The organism is Pseudomonas flexibilis, from assembly GCF_000802425.1.
Taxonomy (GTDB): domain Bacteria; phylum Pseudomonadota; class Gammaproteobacteria; order Pseudomonadales; family Pseudomonadaceae; genus Serpens; species Serpens flexibilis.
This window is the reverse complement of the sequence record NZ_JRUD01000011.1, coordinates 38,258-51,199: the sequence shown is the minus strand read 5'-3', so window position 1 is coordinate 51,199 and position 12,942 is coordinate 38,258. Positions and strand designations below refer to the sequence as shown.

The following is a 12,942-nucleotide window of genomic DNA, read 5'->3' as shown; positions in this document are numbered from 1 at the left end:
CTCAGTCCATGGTTTTCAGCCCATCCGCCATGACCTCGCGCACGCCCTTGATCTCCTTGGCCTTGGTAATGGCCATCTCGCGCTCGGCCTCGGTGGCCACCGTGCCGGTCAGCGAGACCACGCCATCCTTGGTCTCCACTTCGATATCCATGCCGGGGGTGCTGTCATCCACCAGCAGGGCGGATTTGACCTTGGTGGTAATCCAGGTGTCGGACACCGCATCACCCGCTTCGTCCATGGTCGACTCGCCGGCCGCCAGCAGGACACCTGCCATGGGCTGGTCTGCCCAGGCGGGTACGAGAGGGAGGCCGAGAACCAGGGCCAGCGCGGAGGCGCTCAACGTTGTCTGGACTTTCTTCATGCTGTTCACTCCTGTGTTTTCAGGGGACTCCACGGCACTCTCCGGCCGCAGTGGAGGGGTAGACCCGGCAATCCCTCGCGCAGTTCAGAGCAGCCTGCCGATTGGCCTCGCTCGCTTTCTCTGTCCGGAAACGAAAAAGGCCCCTTACGGGGCCTTTTCGTACCGGTGTCGCTTAGACCTGGGAGGCCTTGGCGGCGGCGACGTCCTTGATGGACAGCTTGATGCGGCCGCGGTTGTCCACGTCCAGCACCAGCACTTCCACTTCCTGACCTTCCTTGAGGATGTCGGTGACCTTCTCCACGCGCTGATCGCTCAGCATGGAGATGTGCACCAGGCCGTCCTTGCCGGGCAGGATGTTGACGAAGGCGCCGAAGTCGACGATGCGCTCGACGCGGCCGGTGTAGATCTTGCCGATCTCGGCCTCGGCGGTGATCGCCAGCACGCGCTGCTTGGCGGCCTCGGCGGCTTCCTTGGTCTCGCCGAAGATCTTGACGGAGCCGTCGTCCTCGATGTCGATGGAGGCCTTGGTCTCCTCGCAGATGCCGCGGATGACCGCGCCGCCCTTGCCGATCACATCGCGGATCTTGTCCGGATCGATCTTCATGGCAATCATGGTCGGCGCATTGGCCGACAGCTCGCTGCGGGACTGCGAGATCACCTGGTTCATCTGGCCGAGGATGTTCAGGCGCGCTTCCAGCGCCTGGTTCAGCGCGATTTCCATGATCTCTTCGGTGATGCCCTGGATCTTGATGTCCATCTGCAGGGCGGTTACGCCCTTGGCGGTACCGGCCACCTTGAAGTCCATGTCGCCCAGGTGGTCTTCATCACCCAGGATGTCGGTCAGCACGGCGAACTTGTCGCCTTCCTTGACCAGACCCATGGCGATACCGGCTACCGGAGCCTTCATCGGCACGCCGGCATCCATCAGGGCCAGCGAGGCGCCGCACACGGATGCCATCGAGGAGGAGCCGTTGGACTCGGTGATCTCGGACACCACGCGGATGGTGTAGGGGAACTCGTCGGCGCTGGGCAGCATGGCCTGCACGCCACGACGGGCCAGACGGCCATGACCGATCTCGCGACGACCGGTAGCGCCCATGCGGCCGCACTCACCCACTGAGTAGGGCGGGAAGTTGTAGTGCAGCAGGAAGGGATCCTTCTTCTCGCCTTCCAGGGTGTCGAGGATCTGCGCATCGCGGGCGGTGCCGAGGGTGGCGACCACCAGGGCCTGGGTTTCACCGCGGGTGAACAGCGCGGAACCGTGGGTCTTGTCCAGCACGCCGACTTCGATCTTCAGCGGACGCACGGTGCGGGTGTCACGACCGTCGATACGCGGCTTGCCGTTGACGATGTTCTCGCGCACGGTGCGGTACTCGATCAGGCCGAAGGCTTCCTTCACCTGGGCAGGGGTGTAGGCGGCGTTCTCGTCACCGGCCAGCTTGGCCACCACCTGGTCGCGCAGCTCGCCGAGGCGGGCATAGCGGTCCTGCTTGACGGTGATGGTGTAGGCCTGGGAAACGGCATCACCCAGCTCGGCCTTGATGGCGTCCAGCAGCGCGGTATTTTCGACCGGAGCGTTCCAGTTCCAGGCCGGCTTGCCGGCTTCGGCGGCAAATTCCTTGATGGCCTGGATGGCGGTCTGGAACTCCTGGTGGGCGAACAGCACGGCGCCCAGCATCTGGTCTTCGGTCAGCTCCTTGGCTTCCGATTCAACCATCAGCACAGCGTCCTGGGTGCCGGCCACGACCATGTCCAGGCTGGAAGCCTGCTGCTGTTCGTAGGTCGGGTTCAGCAGGTAGCCGGTTTCGGGGTGGAAGGCCACGCGCGCGGCGCCAACCGGGCCCTGGAAGGGAATGCCGGAGATGGCCAGCGCTGCGGAGGTGCCGAGCATGGCGGCGATGTCCGGATCGGTCTTCTTGCTGGTGGAAACGACCGTGCAGATGACCTGCACTTCGTTCATGAAGCCTTCCGGGAACAGCGGACGGATCGGACGGTCGATCAGGCGCGAGGTCAGGGTTTCCTTCTCGGAGGGACGCGCCTCACGCTTGAAGAAACCACCGGGGATCTTGCCGGCCGCGTAGGTCTTTTCCTGGTAGTGCACGGACAGCGGGAAGAAGTCCTTGCCCGGGTCGGCCTGCTTGGCGGCGACTACGGTGACCAGCACGGTCACATCATTATCGATGCTGACCAGTACGGCGCCGGTGGCCTGGCGGGCAATGCGGCCCGTTTCGAGCGTTACGGTCGACTGACCGAACTGGAATTTCTTGGTAACCGGATTCACGGTGTTTTCCTTCTCTGTGTTGCCCTTGGGGAAATCGGTTGGAATGCCGGGAGTCGGACCCGATCCTTCCAGTACAGAAAGCGGAAAGCTGGAAGTGGAGAGTTGCAAGCGGGACAGCTAACCCACTTCCAACTCCCCACCCCCAGCTTCCAGCCTTCCAGCTCGCGTACGTCTTAGCGACGCAGGCCCAGACGCGCGATCAGGGCGCTGTAACGAGTGGCATCCTTACCCTTCAGGTAGTCCAGCAGCTTGCGGCGCTGGTTAACCATACGGATCAGACCACGACGGGAGTGGTGGTCCTTGCCGTTGGCCTTGAAGTGATCCTGCAGCTTGTTGATGTTGGCGGTCAGCAGAGCAACCTGCACTTCGGGGGAACCGGTGTCGCCTTCGTGCTGCTTGTTCTCGTTAACGATCTGGGCTTTTTCTTCAACGCTCAGTGCCATGGTATGGGCTCCTTGAGTGAACAGGCCGGGAATCGCTTCCCGTGTTTATGAATAGAGGCATGACCGTGCCTGTTGACAGCCACCCTCGGGGTGCGCCGCACGAGGCGGCGCGTTACGGTCATTCCGACCGAATCAGTCGACGCGGGGCGATGCGCCCGTCGTCGCTCGCCTCACCGATACCGATGAAGCGTCCCGCATGATCCTGCACCCGCATCAGCCCCTGCTCCGGTGCGCCAGGCGCGCGTACCGGCTGTCCGTGCAGCCAGTAGTAGGCGCTGTGCTCGGTCAACTGGATCACCGGCCAGTCCTGCAGGCCGCAATCCACCGGCAGCAGGAAACGATCCAGCGCCTCGGAGCCGCCTTCTGCGTGGGCCTGTTCCAGCGTTTCCAGGCTCACCGCCTGGGCCAGCGTGAACGGGCCGGCCTGGGTTCTGCGCAGCTCGGCGACGTGCGCGCCGCAACCGAGCATCTGCCCGAGGTCTTCGACCAGGGTACGAATATAGGTGCCCTTGCTGCAGCTGACGGCCAGGCGTGCCTGGTCATTATCCAGAGCCAGCAGTTCGAGCTGCGAGATAGTAACAGAACGCGCCTCGCGCTCCACTACCTCGCCGGCGCGCGCCAGCTTGTACAGCGGCTGGCCGTCCTTCTTCAGGGCCGAATACATCGGCGGAACCTGCTGGATATCGCCACGAAAACGCGGCAGCAGCGCTTCGATATCGGCGCGGGTCACTGCAACATCACGACGCTCCAGCACCTCGCCTTCCGCGTCGCCGGTACTGGTGGTGACGCCAAGCCGGGCCAAGGTCTCGTAGGCCTTGTCGGCATCCAGCAGGTATTGGGAGAACTTGGTGGCCTCCCCGAAGCACAGCGGCAGCACACCCGTCGCCAGCGGATCGAGGCTGCCAGTGTGGCCGGCCTTCTCGGCGTTGAGCAGCCAACGCACCTTCTGCAGCGCGGCGTTGGAGCTGAAACCGCGTGGCTTGTCGAGGATCAGCACGCCATGCACAGCGCGGCGAATACGTTTGACTTGCGCCACGCTCACTCCTCGCCCTGATCGTGCCGACGGTCTTCGGCCACCGCGCGCTCGATCAGCGCCGACAATTCGGCGCCACGGCGCACGCTGGCGTCGTAGTGGAAATGCAGTTGCGGCACGCTACGCAGCTTCATGGACTTGCCCAGCAGCATGCGCAGGTAGCCGGCGGCATCGTTGAGGATCTCCAGGTTCAGCGCCAGCTTCTCGTCGTCGAAGTCACCCATCAAGGTGATGAACACCTTGGCATGGCCGATGTCACGACTGACATCCACGGCGGTGATGGTGATGAAACCCAGGCGCGGGTCCTTCACTTCACGGGGGATCAACAGGGCCAGCTCGCGCTGCATCTGGTCGCCGATGCGCTGGGTACGGCTATATTCTTTGGCCATCATTCATTACTCGCTAAAAGCCAAAAGCTGGAAACCCCAGCCGGCGCCGCCCACAAGGGCGGCTCCGGCTGACGGCTTCCAGCTTCCGGCAGGTGTCCGCTTACAGCGTACGGGCCACCTGGACCTTCTCGAAGACTTCGATCTTGTCGCCGACCTTGACGTCGTTGTAGCTCTTCACGCCGATACCGCACTCCATGCCGGCGCGCACTTCGGCGACGTCGTCCTTGAAGCGGCGCAGCGATTCCAGCTCGCCCTCGAAGATCACCACATCCTCGCGCAGCACGCGGATCGGGCGGTTACGGTGCACGATGCCTTCAACCACCATGCAGCCGGCTACCGCACCAAACTTCGGCGAGCGGAACACATCACGCACCTCGGCGATGCCCAGGATGTGCTCGCGCACCTCGCTGCCCAGCATGCCGGTCAGCGCCTTCTTGACGTCTTCGATGATGTCGTAGATGACGTTGTAGTAGCGCAGATCCAGGCCTTCCTGCTCGACGATCTTGCGCGCGCCGGCGTCGGCACGCACGTTGAAGCCGAACAGCACCGCATTGGAAGCCAGCGCCAGGTTGGCATCGCTCTCGGTGATACCACCGACACCGGCGGCGACCACGCGCACCTGCACTTCCTGGTTGCCCAGCTCGGACAGGGCGCCCTGCAAGGCCTCCAGGGTTCCGCGCACATCGGTCTTGAGGACGATGTTGAGCATCTTCTTCTCGTCCTGACCCATGGTCTCGAAGATGTTCTCGAGCTTGGCGGACTGCTGGCGAGCCAGTTTGACCTCGCGGAACTTGCCCTGACGGAACAGTGCCACTTCGCGGGCCTTCTTCTCGTCGGCCACCACGGTGAGGTCATCACCGGCTTCCGGCGTGCCGTCCAGGCCGAGAATCGCCACAGGGATGGAGGGCCCGGCTTCCTTCACGTTCTTGCCGTTCTCGTCCAGCATCGCGCGCACGCGGCCGTAGTTCACGCCGCACAGCACCACGTCGCCCTGACGCAGGGTACCGTCCTGGACCAGCACGGTGGCCACCGGGCCACGGCCCTTGTCGAGACGGGACTCCACCACCACACCGCGACCGGGTGCGGACGGCGTGGCCTTGAGCTCAAGCACTTCGGCCTGCAGCAGCACGGCTTCCAGCAGATCGTCGATACCGGTGCCCAGCTTGGCGGAAACCGGGATGAACGGAGCATCGCCGCCCCACTCTTCCGGAATCACATCGAGCGCGGCCAGGCCGTTCTTGATGTTGTCCGGATTGGCTTCGGGCTTGTCGATCTTGTTGATGGCGACCACGATCGGTACACCGGCGGCCTTGGCATGCTGCACGGCTTCCTGGGTCTGCGGCATCACGCCATCGTCCGCCGCCACCACCAGGATGACGATATCGGTCGCCTGGGCACCACGGGCACGCATCGCGGTGAACGCGGCGTGGCCGGGGGTATCCAGGAAGGTGACCATGCCACGATCGGTCTGCACGTGGTAGGCGCCGATGTGCTGGGTAATGCCGCCGGCTTCGCCGACCGCCACCTTGGTACGACGGATGTAGTCGAGCAGCGAGGTCTTGCCGTGGTCGACGTGACCCATCACGGTCACCACCGGTGCGCGCGGTGCGCTCTCGCCCTCGAACTTCAGGGATTCGGCCAGTTGCTCTTCCAGGGCGTTGTCGCTCACCAGCTTGACCTTGTGCCCGAATTCCTCGGCGACCAGTTGAGCGGTCTCCTGATCGAGCACCTGGTTGATGGTGACGGGCGAGCCCATCTTGAACATGAACTTGATGACTTCGGCGGCCTTGATGGCCATCTGCTGGGCCAGTTCGGACACCGTGATGGTTTCGCCGATGGCCACGTCGCGCACGACCGGGCCGCTCGGGCTCTGGAACCCATGCTGGTTGCGCTTCTTCAGGCGGCCCTTGCCGCCACGACCGCCACGACGGAAGGCTTCGCCCTCGTCTTCGGCATTGCGCGGCGCGATACGCGGCGCCGGACCCTTGTCCTTCAGCGACGGACGCTGGGCGCCCTTGCGGTCACGACGCTCGTCGTCATCGCGGGCACGCTCGACGCGGCGCGGCTCTTCCTTCTTGCGTTCTTCGCTCGGCGCGGCAACGGCCACGGCAGCCGGGGCCTTGGCAGCTGCCGGAGTCGGTGCGACCACCGGAGAACCGGCCCTCTTTTCCGCTTCCAGGCGTGCCTGGCGAGCCGCTTCTTCTTCCGCCTGACGGCGGGCTTCCTCAGCCTTCTGGCGCGCGGCGGCCTCCTCGGCGGCGCGCTGGGCCTCCAGCTCGCGCTGCTGCTCGGCCTCGATCTCGGCAGGGCTGCGCTTGACGTAGGTCTTCTTCTTACGGACTTCTACGCTGATAGTCTTGCTGCCAGACACCTTCAGGGTCTGGGTAGTCTTGCGCTGCAAGGTGATCTTGCGCGGACCTTCGGCCTTGGAGCCGTCCCCCTTCAGGTGGTTCAACAGGGTCTGTTTCTCATTGTCGGTCACCACTTGCTCGGCACTCGTGTGCGGTAGACCCGCCTCACGCATCTGCTGCAGCAGGCGCTCGACCGGTGTTGCGACCACATCGGCCAGTTCTTTCACCGTGACTTGCGTCATGCATCTCTCTCCTCAGGCCGCGACTGCTTACTCGAACCAATGGGCTCGGGCGGCCATGATCAGCTTGCCGGCACGCTCTTCGTCCATGCCGTCGATCTCGAGCAGGTCGTCGATCGACTGCTCGGCCAGGTCTTCGCGGGTAGCCACGCCCCGCACTGCCAGTTCCACCGCCAGCTCCTTGGTCATCCCATCGAGCGACAGCAAATCTTCGGCCGGCTGTACGTCTGCGAGCTTTTCCTCGGTCGCGATCGCCCTGGTTAGCAGGCGATCCTTGGCGCGGGCACGCAGCTCGTTAACAATTTCCTCATCGAATCCATCGATGCTCAGCAGTTCTTCCATGGGTACGTAGGCGATTTCCTCCAGGCTGGTGAAGCCTTCTTCGACCAGCACCTGGGCCAGTTCCTCGTCGACCTCCAGATCATCGACAAAGGCCTTTAGAATGTCGCCGGTTTCAGCCTGCTGCTTGGCCTGAATGTCCGACTCGGTCATGACGTTGAGGGTCCAGCCTGTCAGCTGGCTGGCCAGGCGCACATTCTGACCCCCGCGGCCGATGGCTTGGGCCAGGTTGTCTTCCGCCACGGCAATATCCATGGCGTGGGCGTCTTCATCGACAATGATCGCCACCACTTCGGCAGGCGACATCGCGTTGATGACGAATTGGGCCGGATTTTCATCCCAGAGCACGATGTCCACACGCTCGCCGCCGAGCTCACCGGAAACGGCCTGCACCCGGGAACCGCGCATGCCGATGCAGGCGCCCTGCGGGTCGATACGCTTGTCCTTGGAGCGCACGGCGATCTTGGCGCGCGAACCCGGGTCGCGGGAGGCAGCCATGACCTCGATGAGTTCCTCGGCGATTTCCGGCACCTCGATGCGGAACAGCTCGATCAGCATCTTTGGATCGGTGCGCGACAGGATCAGCTGCGGGCCGCGGTTCTCGCTGCGGATTTCCTTGAGCAGGGCGCGCACGCGACCGCCAACACGGAAGATCTCGCGTGGAATAGTTTCCTCGCGCGGCAGCAGGGCTTCGGCATTGTTGCCCAAGTCCACGATGCAGCTGTCACGGGTCACCTTCTTGATGGTGCCGGAAACGATCTCGCCGACCTTGCCACGGTAGGCATCAACCACCTGGGCACGCTCGGCTTCGCGAACCTTCTGTACGATGACCTGCTTGGCGGTCTGCGCGGCGATGCGACCAAATTCGATGGACTCGATGGGCTCCTCGATCAGATCGCCCACTTTGGCGTCAGGCTTGCGCTCCTGCGCCTGCTCGACGGTCAGCTCGGCAGCCGGGTTGACCAGGTCCTCATCGGCGACCACGGTCCAGCAGCGGAACGTTTCATAATTGCCGCTCTGACGATTGATGGCGACCCGCAGATCGACCTCTTCCTCGTAGCGCTTCTTGGTGGCGGTGGCCAGAGCCAGCTCCAGCGCCTCGAAAATCACACCAGCCGGTACACCTTTCTCATTGGATACCGACTCAACCACCAGCAGTACTTCTTTGCTCATGTACGCCTCGCCTTCGCAATCCATTGGATCCGCGGGATCCGTGCCTTAATCAAAACGGGGAACGATGTTGGCCTTGTCGATCGAATCGATCGGCAAGAGGAATTCGTGATCGTCTACAAGCACCACCACATCCTGTTCCTCGACCCCGCGCAGGACACCCTGGAAATTGCGTCGCCCCTCGAAGGGCACGCGCAACTTGATCTTGACCTGCTCTCCGGCATGAGCAGCAAACTGCTCCAGGGTGAACAAAGGCCGATCCATTCCCGGGGAGGATACTTCCAGGGTGTACTCATTGCTGATCGGATCTTCCACATCCAGTACACCGCTCACCTGACGACTGACCTTTTCGCAGTCCTCGATGAAGATGCCATCGGCATGATCAATATAGATTCGCAGCAGGGAATGCTTGCCCTGGGAGAGAAACTCGATACCCCAGCACTCATAGCCAAGGGCTTCTATTACAGGAGCAACTATCGCCTGCAACTGTTCTAGCTTGCTCGACATCGAGAGCCCCCTCTTTTTTTCTTGTGAAATAAAAAATGGGCGAGACGCCCATCCATGCTTGCCATTCCTTACGAATGACTCGAAGACTGCGCAGCCAACAAAAAGCCCCTGGACAGGGGCTTGGCTACAGCGGGTTGCGAGACCGGAACCATCAGCCCTCCGGAAAAACGGAAGACCGGCTTCCCGGCGCCACGCCGCGACAAAGCTGGGCCACGAGTATACGCAGGAGTCCCAACACGGTCAATCGCACCTGCCGGAACGCAAGAGACCCGCATGAAGCGGGCCTCTTGGATATGGTACCGAGGAGGGGACTCGAACCCCTACAGCCTATGGCCACTACCACCTCAAGGTAGCGTGTCTACCAATTCCACCACCTCGGCAAAACCTTGCCTTACCGTTCCGGAACCTCCGGAACATCACCCGCTTCCTGCGGAGCCGAACGCCCCTCAAGAACAGGAACATCTTCTTCGACAACCTTCTTCGGCACTTCCAGCACCGCCGGATCAGGCAAGCCGATCTGACCGAGCTGTTCCGCCTTCTGGCTGGCGAAATACGCCAGACCCAGACTGGTCACGAAAAAAACCGCGGCGAGTATACCAGTAACGCGACTCAGAAAGGTAGCAGAACCCTGGCTTCCAAACACCGTGCCAGACGCACCAGCACCAAAGGAAGCACCCGCCTCCGCACCCTTTCCCTGCTGCAGCAGCACAAGACCAACAAGGCCTAGTGCCATTAGCAGATGAACTACGATCACGACAGTCTCAAGCATCTTCAGCTTCCCGCGGCACGACAGATCGCACCAAACTCATCCGCATTCAGAGAGGCCCCACCAATGAGACCACCGTCGATATCCGGCATGGCAAACAGCTCAGCCGCATTGGCAGCCTTCACACTGCCGCCATACAAAATTCTTACACCGCGCGCCACATCGGCACTCTCGGTTCGCAACTGCGCCCTGATCGACGCATGCACTTCCTGAGCCTGCTCAGGACTTGCCGTCAGCCCGGTACCAATTGCCCAGACAGGCTCATACGCAACTACCGCTCGTGCAAATGCACCAACACCCAGCTGCTCAATCACACTGCCCAACTGACGCTGCACGACCTCGAGGGTCTTACCCGCCTCACGCTGCGCCAGCGTCTCACCGATACACAGGATCGGAATCAGCCCACATGCCTGCGCAGCGGCGAACTTTCGGCTCAGCATCGCCTCGCTTTCACCGAGAATCTGACGCCGTTCGGAGTGACCAACCAATACGTAGGCACACCCGGAGTCAGCCAGCTGACTAGCAGCTATCTCACCCGTCAACGCACCTTGCATCGGCTCGACCGCGCAATTCTGCGCACCCACACCGATCGCCTTCCCCTCGAGCCCAGTCACCACCTGAGTGACGTACAGCGCGGGCGGAATCACAGCAATCTCGACCCCTACCGGCAAAGCCAGCTGACGAAGACCCCTGATCAATTCAGCTACGCTGGCGCGGGTACCGTGCATCTTCCAGTTACCGGCTACCAGTGGTCGACGCATGCTTTACCTCGTCGGTCAAAGTGGGCGCAGATGTTACCCAAGACTTTCAATACAGGCAAGCGAATCAAACACATAGATTCACCTGCCTGACCATTTCGCTTATGCGCAGGCGTCGGCGACGACCCTGGCAAGCGCTTCGGCATGCTGCCGCACCTGGGCCTCGTCATCGCCTTCGACCATGACGCGAACCAATGGCTCGGTGCCGGACTTGCGCAGCAAGACCCGACCTCGCCCGGCCATCTTACGGGTAACCTCATCACATGCCTCCTGCACTGAGGGATTATCGACGGGATCCTTGCCGCCGCTGAACTTCACGTTGACCAGCACCTGCGGGCATTTGCGAATGCCACTGCAGGCCTGCTGCAGTGTTTCGCCACGCCGCTTGAGCGCCAGCAGGACCTGCAGGGCGGCAATTATGGCATCTCCGGTGGTGGTGTGCCGGCAGCAGACGATATGCCCTGAATTTTCCCCACCGAGCTGCCAGCCACGCTCCTGCAGCTCAGCCATTACATAGCGGTCACCCACCTTGGCACGAGCGAACGGGATTTGCATGTCGCGCAACGCCAGCTCAAGACCCAGGTTGCTCATCAGGGTGCCAACGACGCCACCATCCCCCATCAGGCCGCGCTCCTTCAAGTCGCGCGCGATGATGAACAGCAGCTCGTCACCATCGACCACGCGCCCAGTGTGGTCGACCATCAGCACCCGGTCACCATCACCATCGAAAGCAACACCAAGGTCCGCACCCTGACTGACCACTTCAGCCTGGAGTGACTCCATATGGGTCGAACCACAACCTTCATTGATATTCAGCCCGTCCGGCTGCGCCGAGAGCACGCTCACCGTAGCCCCCAGCTCGCGAAAAACGCTCGGCGCCACCTTGTAGGTCGCACCGTGCGCGCAATCGACCACCAGCTTCAGACCAGCAAAACGAGTGCTGGTGGGCACGCTGCTCTTGCAGAACTCGATGTAGCGGCCAGCGGCGTCGTTGATGCGCGACACCTTGCCGATCGACTCGGACACAATCATCGGCTCGTCGAGCAGCGCCTCGACTTTCGCCTCGATATCGTCGGGCAGCTTGGTGCCCTGACCAGAGAAGAACTTGATGCCGTTGTCGTAATAGGGATTGTGCGAGGCACTGATGACGATGCCGGCCTCGGCATGGAAGGTGCGCGTCAGATAGGCAATGGCCGGTGTCGGCATTGGCCCCAGCAGCATCACGTCGGCACCGGCGGCCACCAGTCCAGCCTCCAGGGCCGATTCGAACATGTAACCGGAGATGCGCGTGTCCTTGCCGATCAGTACCCGGCAGATGCCTTCGCGCCGAAACGCGACGCCCGCCGCCCAGCCCAGCTTGAGCACGAAGTCAGGGGTAATGGGGAACTGGCCAACCCGACCGCGAATGCCGTCGGTACCGAAATACTTTCTCGTCATCTCTACTCCATCTGCCTCAATCGGCAGTTTCGACTGCTGCAATCATCCTGACTACATCGACCGTTTCCGCCACATCATGAACGCGAATGATTCGAGCCCCCTTGATCACCGCCAGCGCCGCCAGCGCCAAACTGCCGGGAAGGCGCTGCTTGACGTCGCGCCCCAACACCTGGCCGATCATGCTCTTGCGAGATACACCCACGAGCAGCGGGCGACCCAGCTGGTGCAATTCTTCCATATGCCTGAAAAGCACCAGATTGTGGTCGAGGCTCTTGGCGAAACCAAAACCGGGATCCAGAACGATGCGCTCAGCAGCAATACCAGCCGACTGACAGACGTCCATGCGCTCACGCAGGAACTGCTCAACGTCCCGAGTAACGTCTCCATAGGACGGATTGTCCTGCATGTTGCCGGGCTCGCCGAGCATGTGCATCAGACAGACCGCCATGGCACTGTCCGCCACCGCATCCAGCGCACCATCGCGTTGCAGCGAACGGACATCGTTGATCAGCCCGGCACCGAGCCGCCCGCATTCACGCATCACTGCGGGGGTTGAGGTGTCGACAGAGATCACCACATCCAGCTCGCGAGCAATGACCTCGACCACCGGAGCCACACGCTCCAACTCCTCGCTGGGAGAGACCGCGCGCGCACCGGGGCGAGTCGACTCACCGCCGACATCAATCAGGGTCGCCCCTGCCTCGACCATCGCCGCGGCGTGCCGCAACGCCTTGTCGCGCTCAGTGTAGCTGCCGCCATCGGAAAAGGAGTCAGGGGTGACATTCAGGATGCCCATCACATGCGGACGGGCCAGATCAAGAACCCGGCTGCCACACGGCAGCCGGGTCGGGAGACAAATGTTACTCAT

12 protein-coding genes and 1 tRNA gene are annotated in these 12,942 nt (G+C 62.3%); all 13 read right to left on the bottom strand.

Annotated features, from left to right (window positions below):
- Position 1 precedes the first annotated feature (1 nt).
- Positions 2-361, bottom strand: coding sequence for a BON domain-containing protein (locus SF06_RS08965; RefSeq protein WP_027588977.1), 360 nt, complete (start codon positions 359-361; stop codon positions 2-4).
- Between the two features lie 172 nt (positions 362-533).
- The gene (gene pnp, locus SF06_RS08960) at positions 534-2,642 is read right to left on the bottom strand and encodes a polyribonucleotide nucleotidyltransferase (protein ID WP_027588978.1); all 2,109 of its coding nucleotides are present in this window, start codon (positions 2,640-2,642) and stop codon (positions 534-536) included.
- A 173-nt stretch (positions 2,643-2,815) separates the two neighbouring features.
- Entirely contained in the window at positions 2,816-3,085 is a 270-nt protein-coding gene (gene rpsO / locus SF06_RS08955; protein ID WP_027588979.1) for a 30S ribosomal protein S15, read from the bottom strand.
- Between the two features lie 118 nt (positions 3,086-3,203).
- Positions 3,204-4,121 carry a tRNA pseudouridine(55) synthase TruB gene (truB, locus tag SF06_RS08950; protein ID WP_039560888.1) on the bottom strand — a complete coding sequence of 306 codons (918 nt, stop codon included), beginning with the start codon at positions 4,119-4,121 and terminating at the stop codon, positions 3,204-3,206.
- A 2-nt stretch (positions 4,122-4,123) separates the two neighbouring features.
- The gene (gene rbfA / locus SF06_RS08945; protein ID WP_027588981.1) at positions 4,124-4,507 is read right to left on the bottom strand and encodes a 30S ribosome-binding factor RbfA; all 384 of its coding nucleotides are present in this window, start codon (positions 4,505-4,507) and stop codon (positions 4,124-4,126) included.
- A 100-nt stretch (positions 4,508-4,607) separates the two neighbouring features.
- A complete protein-coding gene (gene infB / locus SF06_RS08940) occupies positions 4,608-7,100 on the bottom strand; it encodes a translation initiation factor IF-2 (RefSeq protein WP_027588982.1) in 2,493 nt (830 codons plus the stop codon).
- 27 nt (positions 7,101-7,127) lie between these two features.
- Positions 7,128-8,609: a transcription termination factor NusA gene (gene nusA / locus SF06_RS08935; RefSeq protein ID WP_027588983.1), complete on the bottom strand. Its 1,482-nt coding sequence runs from the start codon at positions 8,607-8,609 to the stop codon at positions 7,128-7,130.
- A gap of 45 nt (positions 8,610-8,654) precedes the next feature.
- Entirely contained in the window at positions 8,655-9,113 is a 459-nt protein-coding gene (rimP, locus tag SF06_RS08930; protein ID WP_027588984.1) for a ribosome maturation factor RimP, read from the bottom strand.
- A 294-nt stretch (positions 9,114-9,407) separates the two neighbouring features.
- Positions 9,408-9,493 (bottom strand) — tRNA-Leu (locus tag SF06_RS08925).
- Positions 9,494-9,504: 11 nt separating this feature from the next.
- Positions 9,505-9,882: a preprotein translocase subunit SecG gene (gene secG / locus SF06_RS08920; RefSeq protein ID WP_027588985.1), complete on the bottom strand. Its 378-nt coding sequence runs from the start codon at positions 9,880-9,882 to the stop codon at positions 9,505-9,507.
- A 2-nt stretch (positions 9,883-9,884) separates the two neighbouring features.
- On the bottom strand, positions 9,885-10,640 hold the full coding sequence (gene tpiA, locus SF06_RS08915; RefSeq protein WP_027588986.1) for a triose-phosphate isomerase: 756 nt from the start codon (positions 10,638-10,640) through the stop codon (positions 9,885-9,887).
- Positions 10,641-10,739: 99 nt separating this feature from the next.
- Positions 10,740-12,074 (bottom strand): phosphoglucosamine mutase, encoded by a 1,335-nt coding sequence (glmM, locus tag SF06_RS08910; protein ID WP_039560886.1) that lies wholly within the window; start codon positions 12,072-12,074, stop codon positions 10,740-10,742.
- 16 nt (positions 12,075-12,090) lie between these two features.
- Positions 12,091-12,942, bottom strand: a complete 852-nt coding sequence (gene folP / locus SF06_RS08905; protein WP_039560885.1) for a dihydropteroate synthase — start codon at positions 12,940-12,942, stop codon at positions 12,091-12,093.

Coding starts and splice junctions, on each gene's coding strand:
- SF06_RS08965 (WP_027588977.1), bottom strand. CDS start 361: ATGAAGAAAGTCCAGACAACGTTGAGCGCCTCCGCGCTGGCCCTGGTT.
- rpsO (WP_027588979.1), bottom strand. CDS start 3,085: ATGGCACTGAGCGTTGAAGAAAAAGCCCAGATCGTTAACGAGAACAAG.
- rbfA (WP_027588981.1), bottom strand. CDS start 4,507: ATGGCCAAAGAATATAGCCGTACCCAGCGCATCGGCGACCAGATGCAG.
- infB (WP_027588982.1), bottom strand. CDS start 7,100: ATGACGCAAGTCACGGTGAAAGAACTGGCCGATGTGGTCGCAACACCG.
- nusA (WP_027588983.1), bottom strand. CDS start 8,609: ATGAGCAAAGAAGTACTGCTGGTGGTTGAGTCGGTATCCAATGAGAAA.
- rimP (WP_027588984.1), bottom strand. CDS start 9,113: ATGTCGAGCAAGCTAGAACAGTTGCAGGCGATAGTTGCTCCTGTAATA.
- secG (WP_027588985.1), bottom strand. CDS start 9,882: ATGCTTGAGACTGTCGTGATCGTAGTTCATCTGCTAATGGCACTAGGC.
- tpiA (WP_027588986.1), bottom strand. CDS start 10,640: ATGCGTCGACCACTGGTAGCCGGTAACTGGAAGATGCACGGTACCCGC.
- glmM (WP_039560886.1), bottom strand. CDS start 12,074: ATGACGAGAAAGTATTTCGGTACCGACGGCATTCGCGGTCGGGTTGGC.
- folP (WP_039560885.1), bottom strand. CDS start 12,942: ATGAGTAACATTTGTCTCCCGACCCGGCTGCCGTGTGGCAGCCGGGTT.